Here is a 24800-nt window from a genome sequence, read left to right on the forward strand (position 1 = left end):
TTGCCTGCCTTTTAGCCCATCATTTTTTCGATTGGCATTACAAGAATAGAGCTACAACCAAGGGCTTTAAGTTTCTCCATGGTTTCCCAGAACAAGGTCTCTGTAGAAACAACGTGGATAGCAACTTGTTCTTCATTTCCAGCAAGTGGTAGAACCGTAGGATTTTCAGCACCTGGAAGTAGGCTTTTCACCTGCTCTAAATACGCTTTTGGTGCGTGTAGCATGATGTACTTGCTTTCTTTTGCTAGTAATACGCCATCAACACGTGGCATTAGTCGGTTAACCAGTGTTTCTTTCTCGTCGCTAAGCTCGCCATCAGCGCGCTTTATAAGTACCGCTTTACTGCGGAAAATAACGTCTTTTTCAACAAGACCGTTAGCTTCAAGGGTTGCACCGGTAGATACAAGGTCACAGATAGCGTCAGCTACACCTGCTCGTGGGGCCACTTCCACAGAACCTTGTAGCATTACAGCCTTTGCATTTATGCCCTGTTCTTTGAAGTAGCGCTCAAGTAGGTAGGGGTAAGTTGTTGCTACTTTTTTGCCTTCTAGCGACTGGATTCCTTGATAATCCATCTCATTAGGTACCGCAATAGACAGGCGGCAGCCGCCGTAGTCTAGACGACGCAATACTTCATATTCGAATGGCTTGCCCGCAGCTTTACGCTCTAGCATTTTCTCTTCTAGCTCATTTTCGCCAATAAAGCCTAGGTCTACTACACCATCCATAACAAGACCTGGAATATCGTCGTCACGCACGCGAAGCAAATCAATAGGCTGGTTCGTAGAATGCGCAATCAGCAGGCGATCACGAATATTGAGTTTAATGCCTATAGCTTTCAGTAGGGCAATGCTGTCATCGCTCAATCGACCTGATTTCTGTACGGCAATTCGAAGTCTTTTGCTGTTACTCATTGAAACGTTCCTTACACGTTGTGTTTTAACTTTTGATTGCGCCTAAAACGAAAAAACCCCGGAAGTTTCCTTCCGAGGGTCGAGAATTTGTTTTATCTGCGCCACTGGAAGGATACATAGACCTTCCAGCACGAACCTGAAAGGTTATGCTTTGTGGTGATGGTGATGTTTCGTCGCGCAGTTAATCATTTTGAAAATTTTAATTCCTAATTTCGAACGGCTGAAACATTAGCGTTTTGAATTAGGATTTGCAAGGTTAAAGTGAACTCTTTTGGCACATTAACTCTAATTTAATGTGTATATAATAAAACAATTCGTTATGAATTAGTTTTGAACCGTAATTTTAGGCAACTCGTTGCCGATAAGTTATAGAGACAAATGCAAACTTCTGGAGGGCGTATGAGCAACGATCTACTGTTTCCCATTTTGCCTCGCAACACAAAAGTGCCGATTGAGACGGACGACCGCGTGAAGAAAGTGCAAAAGACCAAAAAGTCCGAGCATTTCAGTGAAGAAGAGCGCGATCAGTTTCAAGACGTGAAGCGGACTGAGATTATCGAAAAATCAGCTGAAAACTCGAAAGATAAAGAGCGAGGTAACAGCGAGGGTGGGCTTAAGCATATTGATATTGATGTTTAGCGAAACTTGTTAGCGTTAGGTTTTGCTCGCATTGAGTTCTTCAAATAAAGCCGCAATTTGATTCGTCACTTTGTGCTTAGGTAAGTAAAAAGGCAGCGGCATTCGCTTAGAGTGAGACTCTTTCACTTTTACCGTGGCACTTATATAACTTTCTAACACTGGCAAATCTTGCTGCTTAAGTGTCTCAATTAACTCTCTTGGAAGCTTTGCTTGGCTATTGAATTGATTAACAACAATACCCAACAAACGCAGTTCAGGGTTGTGGTCTTCTTTTAGTTCCATTGCATTTTCAAGTAAACGCTCAATCGCCTGTGCCGAGAAGTCGTCGCAATCAAAGGGGACGCAAAAGCCATCAGCAGCAATAAGTGCCGCTTTAGAATAAAAATTAAAATTAGGAGGCGTGTCGATAAAAATGTTGTCGAATTCGTCTTTTAACTCCTTTAACGCGTCTTTAAGTTTAAAAATTTTGTATCGTGACTCGAGCTCTCGCTCGACTTCCGCCAACGCAGAAGAAGAAGGCATAACGAAGAGGTTTTCATAAGGCGTTGCATGCACGAACGCGTTAGGCTTCTTGGCTGTTCTGAAAATGCCAACTACTTGTTTGAACATATCGGCCACGGTAAGGCTTTGTTCTCTGGCGTTAAATCCCACGTAGTGAGTACTATTTCCCTGAGCGTCTAAGTCTACCAATAAGGTCTTATGACCCAGCTTAGCGCTTTGCGCAGCTAAATTGGTGCTAATGGTCGATTTGCCTACGCCACCTTTTTGATTAAACACCACGATTATCATAAGAAATCCCTTTGTCAGTTGTGTTTAAAATATGCCCAATTAAAAGTCCTTATGCAAAATATTGTTTGTGGTTTAATGCAAACTGAATACAGTTGTCCCAAACAGTGAAAAAATCAACACCGCAAAACAACGTGGTTTTATACACCTAGAATGGAAAGCGTTATGGTTAATATAAAAAAGTCTGTATGGCGGCTTGCAATATTGCTTCTGGCGGTTTGGATGTCCAATAATACTTACTCAGCCGATGTATACACTGCGCAATATTACGCGGATAAAGGATTGAAAAGTGCTAGGCATTTTTCTGGATTGGCGAGTCTTTGCGATATTAGTCAAGAGCCGCGGGATATGTTCGTTATTAACGAAAATCGGCGCGAGAGATCCAAGCGCAGTAATGGTGATAGCGAAGTAAAAGGAAATGCTAAAGTCCGTCGTCAAATTCCACCTCAACAGGTCTTCGATAACCTTTATTATGTCGGCGCTGGAAACGTGGCGAGTTGGGCAATAGATACAGGCGAAAGTATAGTTTTAGTAGACGCGCTAAATAATGATCAACAAGCTCAACAGTATATTCTTAATGGACTTTCGGCACTGGGTTTGGGAGATAAGCCTGTTTCCCATCTAATCATATCTCATGGACACGGCGATCATTACGGTGGTTTTGGGCTGATTAAATCAGTTTATAGTCCACGTATTGTGATGAGTGAAATTGAGTGGCACGTGTTAGAAAACGACGCGTTTGCAAGCTATCGCTGGGGAGCAAAACCTGAAAAAGATTTACTGATTGAAGATGGGGATGTACTCAACGTAAATGGCACTGAGTTAGCGTTTTATGTAACGCCTGGACATACACCGGGTACGCTTACTATCGTTCTCCCTGTGATCGATGGAGATGAACGGCATCGCGCTGTATTATGGGGCGGGACAGGGCTCAATTATGGTCCGGATGTCGCAAGAATAAAGTCTTATACAAACTCGGCCAATGCAATGAAAGCGTTGGTGAAAGAACAAAATATTGATGTATTTTTGTCAAATCACCCTGGAAGAGACGGAACAAGAGATAAGCTTAAGGCGTTAACGGATAGGAAAGATAATCAGGCACATCCATTTATACAAGGAGAAGATGTGGTTGTTGAAGCATTTGAGCTTCTCGAGAATTGTACAAGAGCACAGTGGATGCAGATTGAGGAAAACCGTGCTCAGTAAAATGTGAGCGATATGATTCTCAAGGCAAGAAAGAGAGAAACCGTAGACTTGCTCCTTCTGCCTTGAGATTTTCAAACGTTATTTCTGTAGCATTTTGTGCTTATTAAATCTTCTTGCACTCAATAAACCTACTGCGAAAATAAAAATTGCAAACGTAGAGGGTGCACTTACCTCAGTTGAAGAAGAGGTTGTAGCAAACGAGCTAGCTAAAATGATCTCGCCGTTGACAATCGGGTTGTTGGTCAAGTTAAACACAGGCCCGGTTAACGGCCCGCCAGCAGGGAATAGCGCATCGTAAAATGCATTTAGTGAGAAATCATCGAAAGATACTCTAACCGCGTTGCGTGATTCTGTGCAAGAAGTGTTGGAACACGACTTTTCGACTTCATTAACAAATATTCCCAAGCCAAAGTCAGCGATATTCAAACCCGCAAAGAGAGACTGATTTTCAAGTGCAGTAGCCGTTACGGTATTTCCCCAAAGATTCACTTCCACATCCACGATGTCTGATGAACCTGCTGTAGATAGATTCACGTTTGAGCCGGTCGTGGCGTTTCCGTCAATTTGCGAGACTGTGGAAAGTACATCAGCACTTAGCGTTAAAAAGCCACTTATTCCAAGTAAGTCTGAAAATAAGTCAAGATTAAGGTCGTTTATGGTTCCGCGGCCTGACGTAAAAAAGCTTGCCGGAACAACACTCGTTAAAGACGATTGAGATTCGCCTTCAATAATGGCGGTGGATAGCGCGCCATCAAACTCTGTAACGTCGATGGGGCTGCCCAACGTACCCGAAGCATCTGCGCTTGCGCCAATGATAGTGTCAATCTGAGAATAATTTTCAGGAGCACTACCGCTGGTATGAGCTAAGTTGATAGTTGAGTTAGCGATTGCAGAGACCATACCTCCTACATTACTTGTAATGGAAAGATCGACATGGACTGCATTCCCATAACTGCTGCCTATTATTGCCGCGTTAGTTGAAAAGCCTACCGTCGCCGAAGCGAACAATGCGCTTGTTAATAGTGTTCTTACTACTGCTCTTATCACTTTGTTGTTTTGTGGTTGCATGATGAAACCCTCGTTTATGGCTTAGCGTGCTGCTAAGCGAGCCTTTTACAAGTAAAGCGTAGTCACGAGTGTTCAATTCAGTTATGAGGGGTTCCCCCTAAATTTAGACTTTCGTATACACGGCGGTGGTAAGAAATGCTATGGGGAACACGACACTGCTTATTACTGTGATTCAAACAGCCTAAAGATTTAGAGCGGTAGCGGGCAGTTGTGCAGAAAAAATAAAAAGGCCTCTTGCATTCAAGAGGCCTTCGGTGTGTTGGAGCGCTAATCGCTAATATGGTTAGGAATAGTTAGGGCAGAATTAGTTTAGTTCTTTATCTACCCAAAATTTCGTGCCTTTAACAGTGGCCTGTAATGTAAGGCCGCTTTCAGTCATAGTATACACTGTGACGTTACCCAAGTAGCCTTCGCCTTCTGCAGATGCACCTTTGTTACCGGCTTTCGCTGCTACATCCGCGTTACCACCTACGGTCCATCCATTTTCAATAAAGTGATTCATCGCTTTATGTGTGTGGAAAACCATAACAATTCGGTAATCTTTTGCGCCTAAGCCAAGGCCTACACCACCTTCGGCCATATTCATATATGTTTTTGCGCCGGTTACATTATTGTTTACAACACCGTAGCCTGTGCCCGCCGCCACAAAGAATACGTTGATGTTAGCATTGGTAAATACGGCGTAGCCGGCAGCGTCTTTTACCTGAGAGCGCGTATCGGGCTTTTCAGAATAAAGGCGGGCGAGCGCGTTATCTTGCATATCTAAAATAGCTTGTCGCTTTTCAGCAACAGTTCCGTCGCCCATCGAAGCGCACGCCGTCAAGGCTAACACGGCAGCCACAAACACAGATTTTATAGCTAACTTACTTATTTTCATGCAATTCTCCTTAGCATGTAGGTATTTTATTAACTACAGAAGAAGACCATTCTTACTGTTTCTAATTCAATAAAATACCGTTTTAATTTACGTCACATTAGATGTACGCAAAAAACGTGCTAAGTGGTGCATGGAACATTGAAAACTATTGGTCTTACTTGCTAGTACACCTGCAAGTCGCTACCACTCAATTTCAAGCTCTAACGCACCGGGATGATCGGTTTGACCAACCATTTCTTCATACGGTGTACTTTGACGGAGCCAAACTTTCTCAAAGGCTTGAGAGTCAAAATGCTCCCTAATCTCGTTCAAACAGTGAAACGTTTTAGGTTGTGACTTGTTGTCGCGAACCAAGGTGCGTGAGGCGCCCATACCGGTTGATGCGAGGTAATTGCCGCCTTCTAGTGACTCAATGTATAAGTTCATAGTGTAACCCTCATTAGGTCGCAACTCGTTTTAGCTGCGTCTTATATCTAATTAGTCGAAAATAGCCACAATGATCATTAATTTTGTGTCATGCACGATAAGGAGCCTTACGCATTGGTTGCATTTCAAAGCAACACGAATTACCACCACTTATTCGAACATACTGCGATCCCCGCCTTTTGCATACATTCATGAACACGCTCTTTGTCTTCTAAATTTAAAAATGATCCCACTTCAAATTGCTGCAGAGGGGCTTGTAGCACAAGCTGTGGCGCACATTTTAAGCTCAAGTCTTTTTTATAGTACAAGGACGTATCAGGGCGGAAGAATTCTATGCTGATACCGTTCGAGCTAGTGACTTGAATGCTGTTTGATGAAATTAAGAGCGTCTCCCAGCGGTATGTTGCTTTAGAAACCAAATACATAATCAGTGCCAGTAACCCGACCTCCAATCCTGCAAAAGGTAATATGACCCACGCACCGGCCAGTGACCAAGCAATAGCTATCGAGCTGATAAAAAGGGCAAAAGCTGCAATAAGGTGCTTTGTCTGTTGCCATGTTGCTGAGCGGTTTGGCGAAAGATGCAGTTGCACCTGGTGCTCAAATGTAGATACTTCAACCATGTTTTTTAAAATGCTGTATATGATATCTGTGTAAGTAAAACCTTATACGTAGTGGGATAACAATAGTTTGAAAATTGTACAGGTGCTAGTTGGCTGCGTACTTAGAAAAGTCATGCTGTGTAACTTGCCGTATTTTCTGCCTTAAGGACGTATGTGATTTCTCTCATCAAGCAAAACGCTGGTAAAACAGCGTTGATAGTACTTTTATTTTTATGGATCGGCAGTTTGCTAGCGCAACCAGCCCCTATTGAGCTTGTTAAAGAGTTCGGGCTTTTCAGCGTTCTTGGCGTTATTGGTGCTATATTTGCGAATGCCACTGGAGCTGGCGGTGGCGTGGTTTTCGTTCCGTTTTTTAACTACCTGTCATTTTCTGCGCAAAGCGTTGTGGCAACGAGTTTCGCCATCCAATGCTGTGGTATGACCGCGGGGGCACTAACTTGGGCCGCGTATTATAAACACCAACACAAGTATGATCAGTATTGGAAGGCATTACCCAGTGTACTGATGTTAACGGTTCCCTCGTCAATATGCGGCATAGGATTCGCTCAGTATTCTTCACAAAGTACAAGGCTTCTAGAGCATTTGTGGGGTGGGGCCAATAACCTTCACATCGCTTTTGGTAGTTTTTCTATTCTATTAGCAATCGCAATATTTGCTTCTATTCCGCTAATGAAGCGTACCCATTTCAAAAAAGACTTACATACGAAAGATCTTTTGCTTTTACCTTTCATTGGTTTTTTAGGCGGCATTATCACCGCGTGGCTTTCGGTAGGAGTGGGAGAGTTAGTCGCTGTTTACCTCATAATTCGAGGGTTTAATGTAACTTTGTCTATTGCCAGCGCGGTTATCTTGTCGGCTTTTACTGTGTGGTCTGCATTGCCGTATCACGCTTTTATAAGCGAGTCTGTGGTATGGCAGGTTGTTTTGTTTGCTGGTGCGGGCGCAATAGTCGGTGGAATGATTGCCAAATATGTAGTTTTGGCTTTTTCCGTTCAGCGTCTAAAACTTTTTTTCGGTATTTGGGTACTAATTTTAGGTGTTACAAGTTTACCTATTCTTTAAGCCACGAGCTTACGGCAGTTAAAAGCCCAGCTCGCTGCAATTTGAAGCCTAAAGTAACGCGACGCAGAACCAGATTCTTCTTCTAAACGCTAATCTCGATAAGGAAAGATAATATGGATATCAATCCTGTTCCTAAGAAACGATATAACGTACTTCAGCCAGAATGGTCATCTCACGCTGTTATTTATCAGGTCAACACTCGACAGTTTTCAGAGCAAGGTAATTTTGAAGGAGTGAGAAAAGGGTTAGCTCACATTAAGTCACTCGGCGCGGATATTGTTTGGCTAATGCCTGTACATCCTATTGGGGAAAAAAACAGGAAAGGGGAGCTTGGTAGCCCCTATGCGGTAAAAGACTATCGGGCCATAAACCCAGAATTTGGTAGCGAAGAAGATTTCAAAGCGCTGGTGGATGAAGCGCACAAGCTTTCGCTAAAAGTCATCATAGACTGGGTGCCAAATCACAGTGCGTGGGATAATCCTTTGGTTGAACAGCACCCCGAGTGGTACGCCAAAGACTACAAAGGAGATTTTCGTCCATCTCCGTGGTGGGATTGGAGCGATATCATAGAGTTTGATTATGAACATGTTGGCCTTCGCAAATACATGATTAACGCGTTGTGTTATTGGGTTGAAAAGTTCGACATTGATGGGTTTCGCTGTGATGTAGCGGGCTATGTCCCCAACGATTTTTGGCAGCAAGCAGTGCAAACGCTAAGCGCAATCAGACCAGTCTTCATGTTGGCTGAATGGGAGAATCGAGATCTTCACGAAAATGCGTTCAATATGACATACGCATGGAGTTGGAACGAGACGCTATACGAACTCGCACACGGACAATGTTCGCTGGATAGGTTGCGCAAGTATTATTCGTGGAACGAACGCAGCTGGCCTCACTCCGCTTACAGAATGACCTTCGTTAGTAATCATGACAAAAATGCTTGGGATGGCACTCAGCGCGAACAATTTGGCGATGCGCTTGAAGCCTGCATTGCGTTGTCTGTGGTAGGTGAAGGTATGCCGCTCATTCACAACGGGCAAGAAGCTGGGGAAACCAAGCGTTTAGCGTTCTTTGAGCGCGATCCAATACACTGGCAAGAACATGAAATAGGCAACTTGTACCGCAAGCTAATTGCTATTAAAAAGTCCAAAGCCGTGCTAGGGAACGGAGAGTACGGGGCAAGAATGATACAGGTGCCAAACTCTAAGATGGATAAGGTTTTTAGTTTTGTACGTTGTAGTGAAAATGAAAAAGTGTTCGTTGTGATTAATTTCTCAAATGAGCAGCTTGATGTAACGTTTGAAGAACCATTGTTTGAAGGTGAGTATGCGCACTGGGAGCGCGACGAAAAGAAAATCTTCGGAGCTGATTCAGTGTGTAAACTCACGCCTTGGCAGTTCGAGATATGGATTGCTTAACCGTGTGATCGTTTAGTGTTATCTCCAACTACTAAAGGTAAAGAACTTTAATACTTTTTTACTAAGTGAAAATTAAGGATGAACGATGACTGTGAATGATTCAGCTGAAAAAACAGAAGACCGCTCGTTAAATAATCATGCAGCGCTTAAAACTTCTATTGCCAATGGTGATGTTGAAGAGGTAAAAGCGCGACTTGAAGGACACACTTTGGATAAGCTAGAAAAAGGTTATCTTATCGATCTCGCACGCTTGAGTGGTAACAGTGAAATCGAGGAAGTGATTAAGTCCACACCCGAAAGTTAGATGCTAAAGAATCTAGCTCAGATCTAATCTGAGCTAGTACAACTTAGTCATTACTCTTCAGAACTATCACTTGAGTTACTTTCAGACTTACTCTGATAACGCTTAAATTCCGTACGCGTAATTAATTCATCGTCATTTGCGTCAATATTATCAAAATCACGTGTTACACCACTTCTCGAGGCTTCAGCTTTAGTAAGCTTACCGTCGCTGTTAGCGTCCATCATCTCAAATTTACTGCGCGCAATGACCGCTTCATCTGCGATAACCGTATTATCGTGAACAACAGTATCTTCAGCCACTTTGTCAACGTTTGTCTTTTCTAAGTTTCCGTTAGCCTTCAACTCAGTCTTAGCTCGTAGTTCGTGAGTCAGCCTTTTGTCTTTCGTCGCGGCAACCACTTCATCGACATCAGTATCAACTTTAACTTCCGTTTCCATTGTACCTTCTGTACCCATACTCTCTTTCATCGATTTTGCCGTTGCAAGCACGTCGTCATCGAAATGTTGAGGGTGCTTCGTTACATGAGCATTGAACTCTTTAATTGAAAGCTGCATGTCTGAATTGGTATCAATTTTGGAAAAGTGCGCATAAATCTCATCGTCGTCAGCTTCTTCTCGTGAAATATAGCCGTTGTCATCGTTATCCAAATCGGCAAATGTGGTGTCTATTTTTTCGATACCATTGCCGGCAAACGCGGCAGTCGAAAGTGCGGCGCTGATTAGTGTAGCAATTGTTAATTTTTTCATATCTAACTCCTTGGTTTTTCGGCCTCCATACTGCTTAAAAACGGAGGAGAGTATTCACATGGAGTTATTCATAGCATATGCCATTTCAATAAAGTGTTTTTAGATCATTGGTTTATGTTTTTTGAAAGGTTGGGGGACGACAGGCGGAATTGTGAGATCTATAGAATTTTCTGAAAAAGTTACTCGCTATTTTTGACAAAAACGGAACACGTTAAGCGGAGAATGTTGTGAATGCGAGCAACAATCGACCTGCCGTTATTCAAGCAGCGAATTTTGTTTAGTATAAAGCCATTAGGTTTCGAATGAGTATTCAATGTTTGTTACGGTAAACGTTCAAATTTTGTGATGGTTTCTAAGTTTTCTTCCCACGCAGCTTTGCTTACGCCGAAGATATGTGCAGTAGGTTTAATCAGTAGTTTTGTATCCAGACATCCAGCGGGTACGGCTAGAATGTCACCGAGTTGAGTACAAGGAAGGGCTGAACCGCAAATTTTACAGAAACTTTTGCTATGACGCGTGTTTTCTAGCGTGAAGTTGACTACAGCGTCAACACCCGATGCCCAAGTTAACATAGCCGAACTTGAAAACAGGTTGGCTGCGAAGGCCGAACCTGTATCCTTTTGACAGTGTTTGCAGTGGCACAGATAAAAACTGTCAAAATCACCCTCAATTTTAAAAGTTACCGACCCGCACAAACAAGACCCTTTGTAATTGTTCATCAAAACTCCTTTTTTGTGAAATACCACTATTTAGAGCACTAAGACTGCTACTGTTTAGCAAGCCAATCGTAAAAGTGCGCCACGCCCGCTTCTAAAAACGGTTCTATGAACCCGTGTTCTTCTTCGCCTGATAAATAAAGTGCACGTCGACCTTTTTCTAGCAATAGGCAGGCTTCTTCATCTTCTACCGCTGTTTCCATATAGGCCGCTTTTTCCGCTGTAAAGTAGTCTGGCATATCTTTATAAAGTGCTTCGGGATAATAAAATTCAACGTGGTTTACACATGCGCCGGCGCCCTTGGGGTAAATCGTGCTGACGACAATAATATCTGGGTACCACTCAATCATAATATTAGGGTACAAAAAGCACCATATTGCGCCAAAGCGAGGAAGTGTTTGCCCAAATCGTGCCAATAATGCGTCTTGGAACTCTCTGTAACGCGGTGTTGTGCGCTTAGTAAGCTGGTCGCCTAGCCCAACTTTTTGAACTGAAAAATCATCGCCAAACGACCATTCTAAATCATCGGGTTTAACAAACTGGCGAAGCCCAGGGTGCATGGAGTACACGTGATAGTTCTCTAGATAGATTTCGATGAATGTCTTCCAGTTAAATTGATATTCCGTGGTTTCAGAACCGGCGTAAAAGTAATCGGTAAAGTCGAGATAGTCCTCAAGCCCAAGGGCAGATAAGTCCATATTAGGAGATCGCCCTCGAAATAGAAGACCGTTCCACACTGACAGTGATTCCTTTTTCAACTGACCGCTAGGGGCATCCTTAAAGTGGGGCGCACCTTTAAGCTGGCCTGTATTGTCATAGCCCCAGCAGTGGAGTTTACAAACTATGCTGCGTGCCCGGCCTTGCCCTTCAAGAAGTTGAGCTTGTCGATGTAAGCAAACATTGGATATAAGTGCATAATTCTCACCTTGATTAAACAACGCATAACGGTCGTTAAAGTGAGGCAGTACTTGATAGCTAAACTTCTCTGGCACCATTAGGGAATGGCCCGCATAAGCAAGCCCTCGAGAGAATGCCTGCTCGACTTCCTGCCGGCTTTCATCAGCATCAAAGTAACTTTTTATAGAAGGATGGGTAACGATTTTCATAGTTTAAAACGGGTGCTAAAAACGCAGTGCGTTGAGTCGAAATAATATAGGCGCTATGTATCACTGAATTGCTTAAAAAAATAGCAATATTTTATTTAAAGCACTATTTTTTTTAAAATATAGGAGTAGAATCCGCGCACCTTAATTTCGAAGTGATTTTCATGGACATTGGCTTCCATCACCTTGAAGAGAAGCGTCTATTAACGCTTTCTTTTTATATTGCCGGCGCATTTGTCATTATTGCGCTTGGTTTTGCCATTTTAACGAGCTCAGGCGCTATTTTATTTGATGCCGCGTACTCGTTAATCGCTTTTGTTATGTCAATGCTAACGCTTAAAGTGGCCAATTTGGTTCAACGCCCTGACGATGACCGGTTTCACTTTGGTTACACGGCAATTGAACCTACGCTAAACATGTTTAAGTCGCTTATTATCATTGCCACGTGTGTGTATGCCGTCGCGAGCTCTGTTCAGAGTTTATTAGCAGGTGGGCACGCAGCTGAGTATGGTATTGGTATGGTCTACGGTGTTGTGGCAACGGTTGGCTGTTTTAGTATCTCTCTGTACATGCGAGTAAAAGGTAAGCATTTACTGTCTGATTTAGTAAAAGTGGATTCTCACACTTGGATGATAGACGGCGTGCTAAGTGCATCCATCTTGTTCGCTTTTATTTTGGCCTACGCGTTAGAGTTGACGGAATATAGAACACTGTCGCCGTACGTTGATCCTGTTTTATTGATTATTCTTGGTTCGGCAATGTTGCCGGTGCCTTTTAAGATTTTGCGTGAAAGCCTTAATGAAGTAATTAACAAAGCGCCGCCTGAAGCTATCTCGGCGGTAATCGAGAAAAAATTCAAAAAAACGTTGGCTGACGTCCCATACGAACATGTGGAAGTGAGAATTAGTAAGCGGGGTAGGGATGTCTATCTGTTAGTCCATATTATCGTGGATGACGCATTCTCGATTGCAACGATCAGTGAGTTAGACGAAATTCGACTGAAATGCGAAGCAGAAATGCGCGAGTGGGATCCTGCAATCATCATGGACATCTTGTTCATAAAAGATCCTGAGCTTGCAGAGTAATGATACGGGGGAGTGTGAAATTTCTCGCATTCTCCCCTTACTTGGCTGGCAAAATCCTCCAAACTTTCCGATAATCAACTCTTTAAGCAAATTGAAGATGTGATGGAAACGCGACTTCCGCTATATAAAAAGCTGCTGGTAATGTACCGCATAGAACCGGGATGTCTTGGGCCGCAAGGTGCTGACTACGTCGAGGAGTTTTGTGTATTTGCCAAAAAAAAGCTAAAAGACAACCATGGTCATTGTTTGCGATGGACCATTAAGCCCCGCTACGACAAGACACTGCCTGAGCTTGAGTTCCAGATAAAAAATGCCGTACTTTCCCGTGACAATGCGGCTAAGTATATGGATAGCTTTGGTATTGATATCGATGCTTTCGAAGAAGAGCTAGAGGAGTCGCTCGCCGATTTGGTTGATGCATTTTTCGAACGCTGATGCGCTTAACTAAAGCCACCTTCGCATGCATTGCTATATACAATGCTAGGGAACTCGAAAAGGCACTTCAAAAGCAGAGCACAAAAAAGCCCCGCCATTTCTGGCGAGGCTTTATCATTCATTCAGTTAAAGTGAATCAGTAACTCACCTTAATAGATCAGTTTAAAGATTTCAGTTTCTGGTAACCTTCAGCTTCTAGCTCATCATTTACGCACTCTAATACAAATACGTCTTCCGACTTGCCTTTTGTACCTTCTTCTTCAGCGATTTCTTTACAGAACTGGGTTAATTCCGCTACCAGCTCTGCAGGTGCTTCTTCTGACGCAGCTGCAATTACAGAGAACGCCATTGCGCTTAAACCTACTAAGCCTAAACCTATAAAGCGTAAACCTTTCATAATTACCTCGTTTAATAGTTGAGTATAAACATTTACGAGCTGGATATTGCGCCTAAGTGTTAAGATTAAAAAGCTAATTTTTTTGTTCTAGAAGACAAATTCTTTTCATCAAAAATTTAACAATTGTTTTGACTCTAAAAGGCGTCAGGTAGCAAATGCTGACGCTAAAATGCAAACCTTTAATGGGCATTCCATAGGCTTTTTGGCATAATGCGCGGCCTAAAGTAGAAAAGTAATGACAGCGCTTAAACCATGCCCACAATAAATAACGTATTCTCTTCAGATGGCCTCCTTGCAGGTGCTATCAAGGGGTTTGTACCTCGCGAAGCTCAAACTGAAATGGCAAAGGCGGTTAAGCGCGCTATTGATACCACAGGTAGTTTAATAGTAGAGGCCGGTACAGGAACGGGAAAAACTTTCGCTTATCTCGCTCCGGCATTGTTGAGCGACGGAAAAGCCATTGTTTCTACAGGGACTAAAAACTTACAAGAGCAGCTATTTCACCGCGACTTACCGCTGGTAAAAAAGGCCTTAGGCAGCAAGCGAAAAACTGCACTGTTAAAAGGCCGTTCAAACTATCTTTGTCTACACCGTGTAGCGCAGCACAGCGGCAACTCTACGCTGGTTGAAAAAGATGTATTGGGTCAGCTTTCAGAAGTGAAACGTTGGTCTAGTACTACGAAAACAGGTGACATGGGGGAGCTTAAGACCCTTCCCGAAGATGCCCGTGTTTTACCGCTGGTTACCTCTACAGTGGATAATTGCTTGGGCCGCGATTGCCCAGATTATGAAGATTGCTACTTGGTAAAAGCGCGCAGAAAGGCGCTGGATGCTGATATTATTGTGGTAAACCACCACCTTTTCTTTGCTGATATGGCACTGAAAGACACAGGGTTTGGCGAACTTATCCCAGAAGCTGATGCGATTATTTTTGATGAGGCTCATCAAATTCCCGATATTGCCAGCGATTACTTTGGCGAGTCACTTTCGACAAGACAAATTCACGATATTGCGAAAGATATCACGCTGTTGTTCAGAACAGTGCTAAAAGATGCTGGGCAGCTAGATAAAGCGGCTGACAAATGCAGGATGATTGCCTCTGATTTACGGTTATTGTTCCCGGATACGGCTGAACGCGGCAACTGGGCTGAGGCGTTAGACCGTGACGACGTGCGCATGCAGGTGGGCAAGCTGGCCGAAGCGCTAGGTGTACTGCATGAAGTGTGTAAACTCCATATTGGCCGCGATAAAGATTTAGACAACATGTACGAACGTGTTGTGGCCGCAAGAGAGCAGTTAGATGCGTTAAGCGACAATAAGCAAGAAAATGTAAGTTTGTGGTATGAAACTACTCAGCGCCACCTCATTATGCATTTAACGCCCTTATCAATTGCCGCTAAATTCAGACGTTTCGTATCATCGCCGCCGCGCGGGTGGATTTTTACCTCAGCAACCTTAATGGTAAACGGCGGTTTTGATCACTTTCAGCGCCGTATGGGCTTAGAAGACGCAGAAACGTTAGGATTAGATAGCCCGTTTAATTACCCCGAACAGGCCATGCTGTGCGTGCCCCGCTATTTACCAGAACCAAACAGCTACGCTATGCGCGAAACTTTGCTAGAAACAGCCAAACGGCTAATCAAAGCAAGTCGCGGGAGATGTTTCTTGTTGTTTACTAGTCACGCTATGCTTAGAGAAATTGCCCAGAAGCTAGAAGATGAGATAGATAATCCGCTACTAGTGCAAGGGACTACCACCAAGCAAGCATTGCTGGATGCGTACCTTGCAGATGAAAAAGCGGTATTAATGGGCACAGGCGCTTTTTGGGAAGGAGTAGACGTACGCGGCAACGACTTGGTTTGCGTGATGATTGATAAGCTGCCCTTTGCGTCACCTGATGACCCGCTGCTTCAAGCCCGTATGGAAGATGTAAAAAAACGTGGAGCGAACCCGTTTGGTGTTATTCAAATTCCCCAAGCTGTTATTACGTTAAAGCAGGGCGCAGGACGACTCATCCGAGACCCATCAGATAAAGGCGTATTGGTAATATGTGACAATCGACTTGTGACAAAACCTTATGCCAAAACCTTCGTCGGTAGCTTACCGGATATGAAGCGAACAAGAAGCTTGGACGAAGTAGAAAAATTTTTAGCCGGCATTGATGAAGCCTAAGTTAAAGCACTGAAAAAGCGGTAAGCGTATTTACGCCATTAGCCCCATTTTCAGCTTATATGAAATAAGAGATAAACATGAACATTTTAGCTATAGACACGGCAACCGAAGCTTGTTCGGTGGCACTTCAATACAAAGACGCTGTGATTACGCGTTTTGAGATATGCCCTCAGCAGCATAGTCAGCGTCTTCTCCCCATGGTTGATGAAGTGTTAAAGGAAGCTGAGGTTTCGCTAGGCGACCTAGATTTATTGGCTTTTGGTCGAGGCCCAGGCAGCTTTACCGGTGTTCGCATAGCGACGGGAATGATTCAAGGTTTAGCGTTAGGGACAGGCTTAAAAGTAGCGGGCGTGAGTACGCTTGAAGCTATGGCGTTTGAAGTAGCGTCTAAAACTCAGCATAAAGATGCATTGATTGCCGTCGCGTCTGATGCGCGTATGGGTGAAGTGTACTTCGCGGTTTACTCTCAGTCGCAAAATGGGCTTGTACTTTGCACTGAAGAGCAAGTTTGTCCGCCCGAATTGGCTATTGAACAGCTAAAAGTACTTAGAGAAGAAAACGGCGCGACTGTAATTGCAGCTGGCACCGGCTGGTCTGCCTACGAGGAGCTTGATAACTGGAAGTCTGAAGTATGTGGTGAGGTAGCGTCTGACATCACACTTCCAAACGCGCAATACATGCTTAAACTTGCAATAGATGCACATAGTAAAGGCGAAGTATCTGACGCTGTGAATGTAGAACCTGTATATCTGCGCGATAAAGTTACGTGGAAAAAATTACCAGGCAGAGAGTAGCGACACGCCGCCAAATATTGGGCGCCCATTATTAACAATAAGATAAATCGAGCAACGGGGAAAAGAGGGGCGAGTCTTAAGGTTAATGCTCGCCTCCCAATGGTATGATTCTTGCTTCAGTTAATTTCGTATGATTATCAATAATAATTTCGCCGTACCGTCTTCCGAACCTTCGCAAGGCCGCGTCGCTAAAATTAACAAAGACCCTGAACAGCAAAGTAAAGGGCAAAGCGAATCGTCTGCTAGGGCGATTGTTGTTGCGCCCGACGAACAGGGAACGGATAACGCCAAAGCGTACCAACAATTTATTCGTGAAGATGGCAACACGTATTCTCAAAATGCCATAGCGTCATACACAAGCTTTGAAAAGCAGCAGCAACGCGAGTCTATTCAATCTATGTTCGGCGTGGACATCTACGCGTAGTCCAGTCTCATTCACAATCACTTACATTTTCTAACAAATTGTTAAAACTCGTGGTGTATATAGAACAAAAGCCTACCCTAGACACTCTAAAGAGTGTTGCTTGGGATGATCTATCTGATTTAAGCGACATAGCGATTGAACGGCAGTGGTTGTACATACGTATTAGTGCTACTGTTTAATTGCTGACGTGCGGTTTTTCTTTTTAGCATAAAGAGATACATGAAGATAAAAACGGATTTGTAATCGTGATTCCGCAGTTCTTGTTTTGAACAAATCAACGCTTGCAGGTTAAATTGCGATCAGGCGTAGCATATTTTCTAGGATATAAAGGAGCAGTTTAATGTATCGGTATTTGGTTTTACTCTCAGTCTTTTTATTTGCGGGATGTACATTAGTTCCAGACAGTATAGATGTGCCTGAGGGTACGCAGCTAGTTAGCTATTCTAAGGCGGTTACGTCTGGTGCAAACGCGCAAGGTCAAAGAGCCCGTTGGGGAGGCATGATTGTTGGTGTTGAAAATAAGCCTAACAAAACTCTGATCGAGCTCGCTCATTTTCCGCTGAATCACTACGGCAAGCCTACAACAAATGGAGAGACGTCGGGTCGATTCAAGGTACAAATTGATGGCTTCGTAGACCCAATAGTTTTTGAAGAAGGTCGCGCGGCAACGTTTCTAGGCACTATTACTGCGCCAACCGCAGGCATGGTGGGTGAGCAACCCTATATTTACCCAACAATCACTGTTGATGACTATCATATGTGGAGAAAACAAGAAGTTTATGATGTAAATACTTACTTCTTTAATTATCACACTGGTTGGTATTCACCTTTTTATCGCTTCAATGGCCCTTGGATGTATCCCCAATTTAATCACTCGCGCGTAATTCGCTATAAAAACGCACCAAGCAAGGCTACGCTTCCCTCTAAGTCGAGTCGGACAAAAAGCAACATGAAACCCACTATACAGCCAGCAAAGTTAAATAAAGAGAAATAAACAATTAATGAGAAGGGCGGCATGTTATTGCCGCCTTTTTTTGTTTGTAAGACAAACACGGAGCGCGAGCGGCAATATTTTGCCATGAGGGGTGAAAGATGATTGAGACAGAATTTAACATTGGGGCATTACATTTAGCTGCGTTAGATAATCAAGGTGCCGGAAAAGTCGTACTTGGTTTACACGGCTACTTAGATAACGCAGAGAGTTTACGGCTGTTAGCACCCTACCTACAAACTCACCGCTTTATTGCGCTAGACCTAGCTGGTCATGGTCGTTCTGGTCACCGTGCACTAGGCGCACATTACAATCAAGCTGATTACCTGCAAGACCTTTATGCGCTAATAGAATCTCAAGAGTGGGAAGAAGTCATTTTATTAGGACACTCTCTCGGCGGAATACTAGCGAGCCTTTTCGCTGCACTTTTTCCGGAAAAAGTCACTGCTGTAATAAGTATTGATGCTTGTGGGCCGCTTACCGAAACTGAAGAAACAACCGCAGCACAAATGCGTGACGCAATAATGAGTCGTCACGCGAAGTCGCGAAATAAACTGCGAATCGTTGATTTAGACGACGCAGTTAAAGCCAGGTGCAAGGTATCAGATATTCCTGCCGAACACGCGCGTTCTATTTTATCGAGAAATTTGACCCAAGATGCAGGGGGGCATTGCTTCTGGTCGAGCGACCCGAAGCTTCGTACAAAATCTACACTAAGACTCACAGAAAAGCAGGCAGAATCGCTAATGCGTGCTATTGTATGCCCAATTCTTTTTATTGGTGCATCTAACAGTTTTAAAAACCTTGAGACTGTTTTCCCCAATCGCAAGGGGTGGTTTTTAAATGCGCAATACGAACAATTAGTAGGCGGCCACCATATTCACATGGAAAATACTGACGATGTAGGGGTATTAATTCGTCATTTTGTTGAGCAATTGTAAATTGTGCCGTTTATTTTTTTTTACACATCCTATACTATTCGCAAGTTATCAGACCAGTTATATAAGTGCAGCTCCCCATGCGCTTATAAAATAGTATAAGAATAAAGTAGAGGAGGTTTTGGTGGAAAAAACCTGGCTTAAGCATTACGACCCTCGCGTTTCCGCAGAAATTGATGCCGATCGTTACGCATCTGTAGTAGACATTTTCGAGCAGTCGGTAAAGAAGTTTAAAAACAAAGAAGCCTTCATTAATATGGGGCATTCAATCACGTTTGAAGAGTTAGATACTTTATCAGCTCAGTTTGCCGCTTATTTGCAAGCAAGCGGACTAAAACGCGGTGATGCTGTGGCAATTATGATGCCCAACCTTCTTCAATACCCTGTTGCTATGTTTGGTATTCTGCGCGCAGGGATGGTTGTGGTTAATGTAAATCCTCTCTATACAGCTCGTGAGTTAAAGCACCAACTAAATGATGCTAATGCAAAAGCCATCGTTATTGTTGAAAACTTTGCGTGTACTCTAGAAGAAGTCATCGCAGATACAAATCTACAAGAAGTCTTTCTGACTGCTTTAGGCGATATGCTTCCGGCACCTAAGCGCTGGATCGTGAACGCAGTAGTGAAGTACGTTAAAAAGATGGTGCCTTCGTTCAATCTACCTGAAACGACATCGTTTATGTCTGCGGTTAAAAAAGGGCAATCTCTTGAATATAAACGCCCAGATATCGATAGCGGCGATTTAGCGTTTCTTCAATACACAGGTGGCACAACGGGTGTTTCTAAAGGTGCCATGCTTACTCATCGCAATATGGTAGCGAATTTAGAGCAAGTGTCAGGTATCTTAGAAACAGTGATTGTAGAAGGCGAAGACTTTGTTGTTACCGCGCTTCCGCTTTACCATATCTTTGCGCTACTGGCGAACTGCTTGATGTTCGTTAAATACGGCTGCCGTAACTTGCTTATCACCAACCCGCGTGACATGCCGGCTTTTGTAAACGAACTTAGCAAATATCCGTTCACCATTTTACCTGGTGTAAATACCTTGTTTAATGGCCTGTTAAATACGCCTGGATTCAGCGAACTTGATTTCAGCAAGTTTAAGTTTGGTTTAGGCGGCGGTATGGCTGTTCAGCGCCCTGTAGCAGAAAAGTGGGAAAAGGTAACCGGTACTGTGCTTCTTGAAGGCTATGGGCTAACAGAGTGTTCGCCTGTGGTAGCGGTTAACCCACCACAGATTGAAGCTTATAAAGGCGCAATCGGTATGCCTGTTCCTTCTACAGACATTAAGCTTCTTGATGACGACGGTAATCCTGTTGAAAAAGGTGAGCCTGGTGAAATGTGGGTGAAAGGCCCTCAGGTAATGAAAGGATATTTGAACCGACCAGAAGCAACAGAAGAAATTCTAAAAGACGGTTGGTTAGCCACAGGTGACATCGCAACGGTAGATGATGAAGGTTACTTCTATATTGTTGACCGTAAAAAGGATATGATCCTAGTTTCAGGCTTTAACGTGTTTCCTAACGAAATTGAAGAAGTGGCTGCAATGCATGAAAACATTGTTGAAGCAGCTGCGGTTGGGGTTCCTCATGAAGTCAGTGGTGAAGTTGTGAAATTGTTTGTAGTTCGAAACAGCGACTCACTTACTGAAAAAGACGTTATCGCGCATTGCCGTAATCACTTAACGGGTTACAAAGTGCCTAAGCAAGTTGTTTTCAAAGACGACTTACCAAAAACCAATGTAGGTAAAATACTGCGTCGGGAGCTTCGAGACTAATTTCGTTGAAATAGTTTTGTGAAAGCCGGCGTAAGCCGGCTTTTTTATTACTGTGCAAAAATATGCAATATCAATTAATTACAACATCTGAACAACTCGAAAAAGTGTGCACTGCCGCACAGCGTCAAGAGGCGGTAGCCTTAGACACCGAATTCGTAAGAACGAAAACCCTTACTCCGCATCTAGGCCTAATACAGCTTTACGATGGCCATCAGCTGGTACTCATCGATCCGCTTGTCATAGACAATATGCAGCCGTTTATCGACCTCATGGAAAATACCGAAGTCGTGAAAGTACTGCACTCGTGTTCTGAAGACATAGAGGCTTTTCTTACTGCCTTTGATACCGTTCCAACGCCTGTGTTCGACACGCAGCTTGCGGGAAGTATTTTGGACATGGGTCCGTCACTTGGCTATGCAAAGCTTGTAGAGTTGCTGTGTGATATCACTTTGGACAAAGGGGAGTCGCGAACCGATTGGTTAGCCAGACCACTACGTGAAGCGCAGCTGAGCTACGCAGCGAATGATGTGCTGTATTTACTGCCTTGCTACCAACAGTTAGCCAGTAAAGTACAAGAGGCGGGGAAAGTGCACTGGATTTACCAAGAGATCGCTTTGCTAGTTGATAAGAAGCGCGCTCAAATGCCTGAAGATTTTGCGTACTTAAGCATTAAGAATAACTGGCGATTAAACAGCGAACAGCTCACTGTATTACAGGCACTAGCGGCATGGCGTTTAAATACCGCGCGCAAAAAAGATCTGGCCCTAAATTTCGTGTTCAAGGAAGGACATTTGTTTGAAGCGGCGCAGCGGCTTATCGATAGTAAATCTGGCCTTTCTCGCATTAATGGCGTGAATCATCAGTCGGTACGCCGCTACGGCGACACCATCATCACGCTAATCGAAGAGGCAAGAGCAAAGTACGCGCAAACGCCAGAAAAGCTCAGACTTCCGGTTGTGCTGCGGTTAATTGATATCGCCAAGTACAAAAAAACGCTGGCCGAGCTTAAAGTTATCAGCGACCAGATAGCGAAAGACAATGCTGTAAATAGTGACGTTATTGCCTCTAAAAAACAGCTGAATCAACTGTTAAAATGGTACTGGTTTTCGGTTGATGAGACCCGCGTGCAGGGACTAATGCCCGATGTACTGTCAACGTGGAGAGAGCCATTGTTTCGCTCTCACGTAACCCGTTTACTTGGCGACGCTCCGGCCCAATAGTGCTTTAAAAGCAATATGGGTGAGCAGTATTGGCGAGAGGTGTATGCTGTCTGGCCAATTAAATCTGCATAGTGACCCCAAAAGAACTAAACAAACGAATTAAGAAAGAGCAAAAATTCTATGTTATGCGCAGTTTATAAAACGCGAAAGAAAGACGGCATGTATTTGTACGTGCCAAAGAAAGACCATTTTGAAGACGTGCCAGAGCCGCTTATGGCAAAGTTTGGTCGTCCAGAGCTAGTGACTATCATCGCCCTAGAAAAGCGCGAGAAACTTGGCCTGGTAGACAAGCAAAAACTTATTAACGAACTTAATGAAAAAGGCTTTTACCTTCAAATGCCGCCAAAAGAAGATAATTTGCTAGAGCAACACCGTGAATCTCTAGGGCTTTCAAAAACGCCCGATAAGAAGTTTTAAATATCCATGTTATTAAAGACTCTAAACCGCTTAGTTAGCCGAATTGCCTATAAAGCTAAGCGTAAAAATCGTAGCTTATTTACTCAACCGCGCAATATTGCCCTAGTTTTATCGAGTATAACCTTAAGCTTTTCACTGGCAGCTCATGCCGAAAATCAGCCAAGTAATGACAGTGGCCTTAGCGAGACGGGTTTCAAAAGCTACGTTGCTCAACTGAAAAAAGAAGCGGCCGAAAAGGGTATAGATAAGACTAAGTTAGACTTGGCGTTTGCTGACATTACTTTCAGGCCTACGGTCGTCAAGTCTGACAAAAGCCAGCCAGAGAAAAAAATAACGTTAGATGACTATCTAGCAACGCGAGTACCCGACTGGAAAGTGAAGCAGGCGGTTGAGCAGTACAATGAACACAAAGTACTGCTTGACGAAATTGCTCAAAAATACGGGGTTCAGGCACGCTTTATTGTTGCGCTGTGGGGTAACGAGTCTAACTTTGGTAAAATTCAGGGCAACTTTAGTGTGCTGTCTGCACTGGCATCTTTGGCTTATGAAGGGCGACGAGAAAAGCTGTTTAAAGACAATTTTTTTGCGGCACTTCAGATCCTAGATGAAGGGCATATCTCTGTAGAGGCGCTTAAAGGCTCTTGGGCCGGTGCGATGGGACAAACACAGTTTATGCCCATATCCTTTCTAAATTACGCAGTGGACTATGACGGCGACGGCAGGAAGGATATTTGGGGGACCAAGGCAGACGTATTTGCGTCAATCGCCAACTACCTATCATCTGAAGGTTGGGATAGTGAAGGGACGTGGGGACGCCAAGTAATACTAACCCAACCAGTACCTTTTTCAGGGTTAGCGAAATCTAACATGAAGCCCTTGGCCTTTTGGCAGCAGAATGGCGTCAAGCGCTACAACGGAAATGAACTCCCCAATGCAGAAATCAGTGCATCGCTTATTATGCCAGATGGTGAGCAAGGTCGAATTTACTTGGTGTATAACAATTTTCACACACTGATGAAGTGGAACCGCTCGTCTTACTTTGGCGTTTCGGTTGGGTATTTATCAGAGCGGATAAAACGAGGTTACTAATGGCTTATCGTCACATCGATTCTCAAGGCAATGAAATATCACTACCCGTTAGTAAAGTAGTGTGTATAGGTAGAAATTACCTCGACCACATTCAAGAAATGAATTCTACCGTATCTGAAGCACCCTTGCTGTTTATGAAGCCAAAGGCTGCCTTATGTTATATGCAGAAGCCTATTGCCATTCCTACCGACAAAGGCGAGTGTCACAACGAGCTTGAAGTCGCTGTGCTGCTAAAATCATCATTGAAGAATGCGAGTGTAGATGACGTAAAAGCCGCGATATGGGGTATTGGACTTGGTCTCGATTTAACCCTTCGCGAGGTTCAAGCCGAGCTTAAAAAGCAAAGCCAGCCTTGGGAAAGAGCGAAGTCTTTTGATAACAGTGCACCGCTGTCAGGCTTTGTGCCGTTAAGTGAAATAGAAAACTTGGAAGACCTGCGTTTTACCTTAACCATAAACGGGGTGGTTAGACAGCAGGGACATACCGAGCTGATGCTGCACAAAATCATCCCACTTATCGCTCATATGTCATCTATATTTACGTTAGACAGCGGCGACGTGATTCTTACAGGCACGCCCAAAGGGGTAGGTAAGCTTTGCTCGCAAGATACGATTGTTGCAACGCTAGACAATCATTTAACCGTGGAAACCGAGGTAATAGCAGAATGACAGCCGCGTTTTGGGAAACCAAATCTTTAGAAGAGATGACCCAAAAGGAATGGGAATCACTTTGTGATGGATGTGGTAAATGTTGTCTGCAAAAATTTATCGATGATGACGCGGTAGAAGAATACGAAGTCACCGATCATATTAACGATAATGAGAAGATTCACTATACCAATATTGTGTGTACGTATTTGAACACAAAAAAATGTGAATGTACCCAATATGAAAGGCGAACAGAGCTGGTGCCTGATTGCGTGAAGCTGACAAAAGAGAATCTGAAGGATATCTTTTTTATGCCTAATAGCTGCACCTATCGCCGTCTTTATGAGGGAAGGGGCATACCATCGTGGCACCCATTGTTAAACAAGGGGAAGAAACACGTGATGCACGCAAAGGGAATGTCGGTACGCAATAAGACCGTTTTTGAAACCGACGTGGATTTAAATAATTTTGAAGACTATATAGCCATTTGGCCTTTAGAAGACTTAGATTAACGCGCAGAACGCGC

General features: G+C 43.7%; 28 protein-coding genes and 1 other annotated feature. Of the genes, 18 read left to right on the plus strand and 10 right to left on the minus strand.

The annotated features are described in order from the left end of the window. Positions 1–11 precede the first annotated feature (11 nt). Positions 12–914, minus strand: a complete 903-nt coding sequence (gene hisG, locus BZA03_RS09165; RefSeq protein ID WP_014950027.1) for an ATP phosphoribosyltransferase — start codon at positions 912–914, stop codon at positions 12–14. A gap of 50 nt (positions 915–964) precedes the next feature. Then, positions 965–1083 (minus strand) — a sequence feature (His leader region). A 230-nt stretch (positions 1084–1313) separates the two neighbouring features. Between hisG and BZA03_RS09170 the strand changes: the two genes are divergently transcribed. Beyond that, complete coding sequence (locus BZA03_RS09170; protein WP_014950026.1) at positions 1314–1553, plus strand: hypothetical protein; 240 nt, start codon at positions 1314–1316, stop codon at positions 1551–1553. A gap of 15 nt (positions 1554–1568) precedes the next feature. Here the strand turns inward: BZA03_RS09170 and BZA03_RS09175 are convergent, their stop codons facing one another. After that, positions 1569–2342, minus strand: coding sequence for a ParA family protein (locus BZA03_RS09175; protein ID WP_014976946.1), 774 nt, complete (start codon positions 2340–2342; stop codon positions 1569–1571). Between the two features lie 219 nt (positions 2343–2561). On the opposite strand from BZA03_RS09175, the gene BZA03_RS09180 reads away from it, so the two are divergent. Then, positions 2562–3545 carry an MBL fold metallo-hydrolase gene (locus BZA03_RS09180; protein WP_258364622.1) on the plus strand — a complete coding sequence of 328 codons (984 nt, stop codon included), beginning with the start codon at positions 2562–2564 and terminating at the stop codon, positions 3543–3545. A gap of 78 nt (positions 3546–3623) precedes the next feature. Here the strand turns inward: BZA03_RS09180 and BZA03_RS09185 are convergent, their stop codons facing one another. The 4 genes from BZA03_RS09185 to BZA03_RS09200 all read right to left on the minus strand — a co-directional run bounded on the left by BZA03_RS09185 (position 3624) and on the right by BZA03_RS09200 (position 6539). Further along, positions 3624–4613: a hypothetical protein gene (locus BZA03_RS09185; protein ID WP_249922661.1), complete on the minus strand. Its 990-nt coding sequence runs from the start codon at positions 4611–4613 to the stop codon at positions 3624–3626. A 304-nt stretch (positions 4614–4917) separates the two neighbouring features. Further along, positions 4918–5490 carry a YSC84-related protein gene (locus BZA03_RS09190; RefSeq protein WP_110288589.1) on the minus strand — a complete coding sequence of 191 codons (573 nt, stop codon included), beginning with the start codon at positions 5488–5490 and terminating at the stop codon, positions 4918–4920. A 180-nt stretch (positions 5491–5670) separates the two neighbouring features. Further along, entirely contained in the window at positions 5671–5940 is a 270-nt protein-coding gene (locus BZA03_RS09195) for a DUF6482 family protein (RefSeq protein WP_257721543.1), read from the minus strand. 116 nt (positions 5941–6056) lie between these two features. Further along, positions 6057–6539 (minus strand): DUF2244 domain-containing protein, encoded by a 483-nt coding sequence (locus BZA03_RS09200; protein WP_014950020.1) that lies wholly within the window; start codon positions 6537–6539, stop codon positions 6057–6059. A 153-nt stretch (positions 6540–6692) separates the two neighbouring features. Here BZA03_RS09200 and BZA03_RS09205 point away from each other — a divergent pair, with 153 nt between their 5' ends. The 3 genes from BZA03_RS09205 to BZA03_RS09215 all read left to right on the plus strand — a co-directional run bounded on the left by BZA03_RS09205 (position 6693) and on the right by BZA03_RS09215 (position 9323). After that, positions 6693–7601, plus strand: a complete 909-nt coding sequence (locus BZA03_RS09205) for a sulfite exporter TauE/SafE family protein (RefSeq protein ID WP_110288590.1) — start codon at positions 6693–6695, stop codon at positions 7599–7601. Between the two features lie 113 nt (positions 7602–7714). Then, positions 7715–9019 carry an alpha-amylase family glycosyl hydrolase gene (locus BZA03_RS09210; RefSeq protein ID WP_110288591.1) on the plus strand — a complete coding sequence of 435 codons (1305 nt, stop codon included), beginning with the start codon at positions 7715–7717 and terminating at the stop codon, positions 9017–9019. 85 nt (positions 9020–9104) lie between these two features. Next, complete coding sequence (locus BZA03_RS09215; protein WP_110288592.1) at positions 9105–9323, plus strand: hypothetical protein; 219 nt, start codon at positions 9105–9107, stop codon at positions 9321–9323. 50 nt (positions 9324–9373) lie between these two features. Here BZA03_RS09215 and BZA03_RS09220 read toward each other — a convergent pair whose 3' ends face one another. The 3 genes from BZA03_RS09220 to BZA03_RS09230 all read right to left on the minus strand — a co-directional run bounded on the left by BZA03_RS09220 (position 9374) and on the right by BZA03_RS09230 (position 11891). Further along, positions 9374–10069, minus strand: coding sequence for a calcium-binding protein (locus tag BZA03_RS09220; protein ID WP_110288593.1), 696 nt, complete (start codon positions 10067–10069; stop codon positions 9374–9376). A 320-nt stretch (positions 10070–10389) separates the two neighbouring features. Beyond that, complete coding sequence (locus BZA03_RS09225; RefSeq protein WP_014950015.1) at positions 10390–10788, minus strand: GFA family protein; 399 nt, start codon at positions 10786–10788, stop codon at positions 10390–10392. Between the two features lie 47 nt (positions 10789–10835). Continuing rightward, on the minus strand, positions 10836–11891 hold the full coding sequence (locus BZA03_RS09230) for an aromatic ring-hydroxylating dioxygenase subunit alpha (protein ID WP_110288594.1): 1056 nt from the start codon (positions 11889–11891) through the stop codon (positions 10836–10838). A gap of 161 nt (positions 11892–12052) precedes the next feature. Between BZA03_RS09230 and BZA03_RS09235 the strand changes: the two genes are divergently transcribed. Beyond that, positions 12053–12973, plus strand: coding sequence for a cation diffusion facilitator family transporter (locus BZA03_RS09235; RefSeq protein ID WP_014950013.1), 921 nt, complete (start codon positions 12053–12055; stop codon positions 12971–12973). A 102-nt stretch (positions 12974–13075) separates the two neighbouring features. After that, positions 13076–13408 carry a hypothetical protein gene (locus tag BZA03_RS09240; RefSeq protein ID WP_014976933.1) on the plus strand — a complete coding sequence of 111 codons (333 nt, stop codon included), beginning with the start codon at positions 13076–13078 and terminating at the stop codon, positions 13406–13408. A gap of 157 nt (positions 13409–13565) precedes the next feature. Here the strand turns inward: BZA03_RS09240 and BZA03_RS09245 are convergent, their stop codons facing one another. Beyond that, the gene (locus BZA03_RS09245; RefSeq protein ID WP_039236345.1) at positions 13566–13805 is read right to left on the minus strand and encodes a hypothetical protein; all 240 of its coding nucleotides are present in this window, start codon (positions 13803–13805) and stop codon (positions 13566–13568) included. A 252-nt stretch (positions 13806–14057) separates the two neighbouring features. On the opposite strand from BZA03_RS09245, the gene BZA03_RS09250 reads away from it, so the two are divergent. The 11 genes from BZA03_RS09250 to BZA03_RS09300 all read left to right on the plus strand — a co-directional run bounded on the left by BZA03_RS09250 (position 14058) and on the right by BZA03_RS09300 (position 24786). Next, the gene (locus BZA03_RS09250) at positions 14058–15977 is read left to right on the plus strand and encodes an ATP-dependent DNA helicase (protein ID WP_110288595.1); all 1920 of its coding nucleotides are present in this window, start codon (positions 14058–14060) and stop codon (positions 15975–15977) included. A gap of 77 nt (positions 15978–16054) precedes the next feature. Continuing rightward, a complete protein-coding gene (tsaB, locus tag BZA03_RS09255; protein ID WP_110288596.1) occupies positions 16055–16771 on the plus strand; it encodes a tRNA (adenosine(37)-N6)-threonylcarbamoyltransferase complex dimerization subunit type 1 TsaB in 717 nt (238 codons plus the stop codon). A 130-nt stretch (positions 16772–16901) separates the two neighbouring features. Then, complete coding sequence (locus BZA03_RS09260) at positions 16902–17195, plus strand: hypothetical protein (protein ID WP_014950008.1); 294 nt, start codon at positions 16902–16904, stop codon at positions 17193–17195. 340 nt (positions 17196–17535) lie between these two features. Further along, a complete protein-coding gene (locus BZA03_RS09265) occupies positions 17536–18189 on the plus strand; it encodes a Slp family lipoprotein (RefSeq protein ID WP_014979719.1) in 654 nt (217 codons plus the stop codon). Between the two features lie 98 nt (positions 18190–18287). After that, positions 18288–19127 carry an alpha/beta fold hydrolase gene (locus BZA03_RS09270; protein WP_014976929.1) on the plus strand — a complete coding sequence of 280 codons (840 nt, stop codon included), beginning with the start codon at positions 18288–18290 and terminating at the stop codon, positions 19125–19127. A gap of 121 nt (positions 19128–19248) precedes the next feature. Next, the gene (gene fadD / locus BZA03_RS09275; protein ID WP_110288597.1) at positions 19249–20901 is read left to right on the plus strand and encodes a long-chain-fatty-acid--CoA ligase FadD; all 1653 of its coding nucleotides are present in this window, start codon (positions 19249–19251) and stop codon (positions 20899–20901) included. Positions 20902–20963: 62 nt separating this feature from the next. Further along, positions 20964–22121 carry a ribonuclease D gene (gene rnd / locus BZA03_RS09280; RefSeq protein ID WP_110288598.1) on the plus strand — a complete coding sequence of 386 codons (1158 nt, stop codon included), beginning with the start codon at positions 20964–20966 and terminating at the stop codon, positions 22119–22121. 120 nt (positions 22122–22241) lie between these two features. Next, positions 22242–22538, plus strand: coding sequence for a YcgL domain-containing protein (locus tag BZA03_RS09285; RefSeq protein WP_110288599.1), 297 nt, complete (start codon positions 22242–22244; stop codon positions 22536–22538). A gap of 6 nt (positions 22539–22544) precedes the next feature. Further along, positions 22545–23627, plus strand: coding sequence for a lytic transglycosylase domain-containing protein (locus tag BZA03_RS09290; protein ID WP_110288600.1), 1083 nt, complete (start codon positions 22545–22547; stop codon positions 23625–23627). Next, the gene (locus BZA03_RS09295; protein WP_110288601.1) at positions 23627–24295 is read left to right on the plus strand and encodes a fumarylacetoacetate hydrolase family protein; all 669 of its coding nucleotides are present in this window, start codon (positions 23627–23629) and stop codon (positions 24293–24295) included. Before BZA03_RS09290 ends, BZA03_RS09295 begins: the two co-directional genes overlap by 1 nt. Further along, positions 24292–24786, plus strand: a complete 495-nt coding sequence (locus BZA03_RS09300; protein ID WP_014950000.1) for a YcgN family cysteine cluster protein — start codon at positions 24292–24294, stop codon at positions 24784–24786. The genes BZA03_RS09295 and BZA03_RS09300 overlap by 4 nt, the downstream gene beginning before the upstream one ends. The last annotated feature ends 14 nt before the right edge of the window (positions 24787–24800 follow it).

Source organism: Alteromonas sp. I10 (genome assembly GCF_003201515.1).
In the GTDB taxonomy this organism is placed as follows: domain Bacteria; phylum Pseudomonadota; class Gammaproteobacteria; order Enterobacterales; family Alteromonadaceae; genus Alteromonas; species Alteromonas macleodii.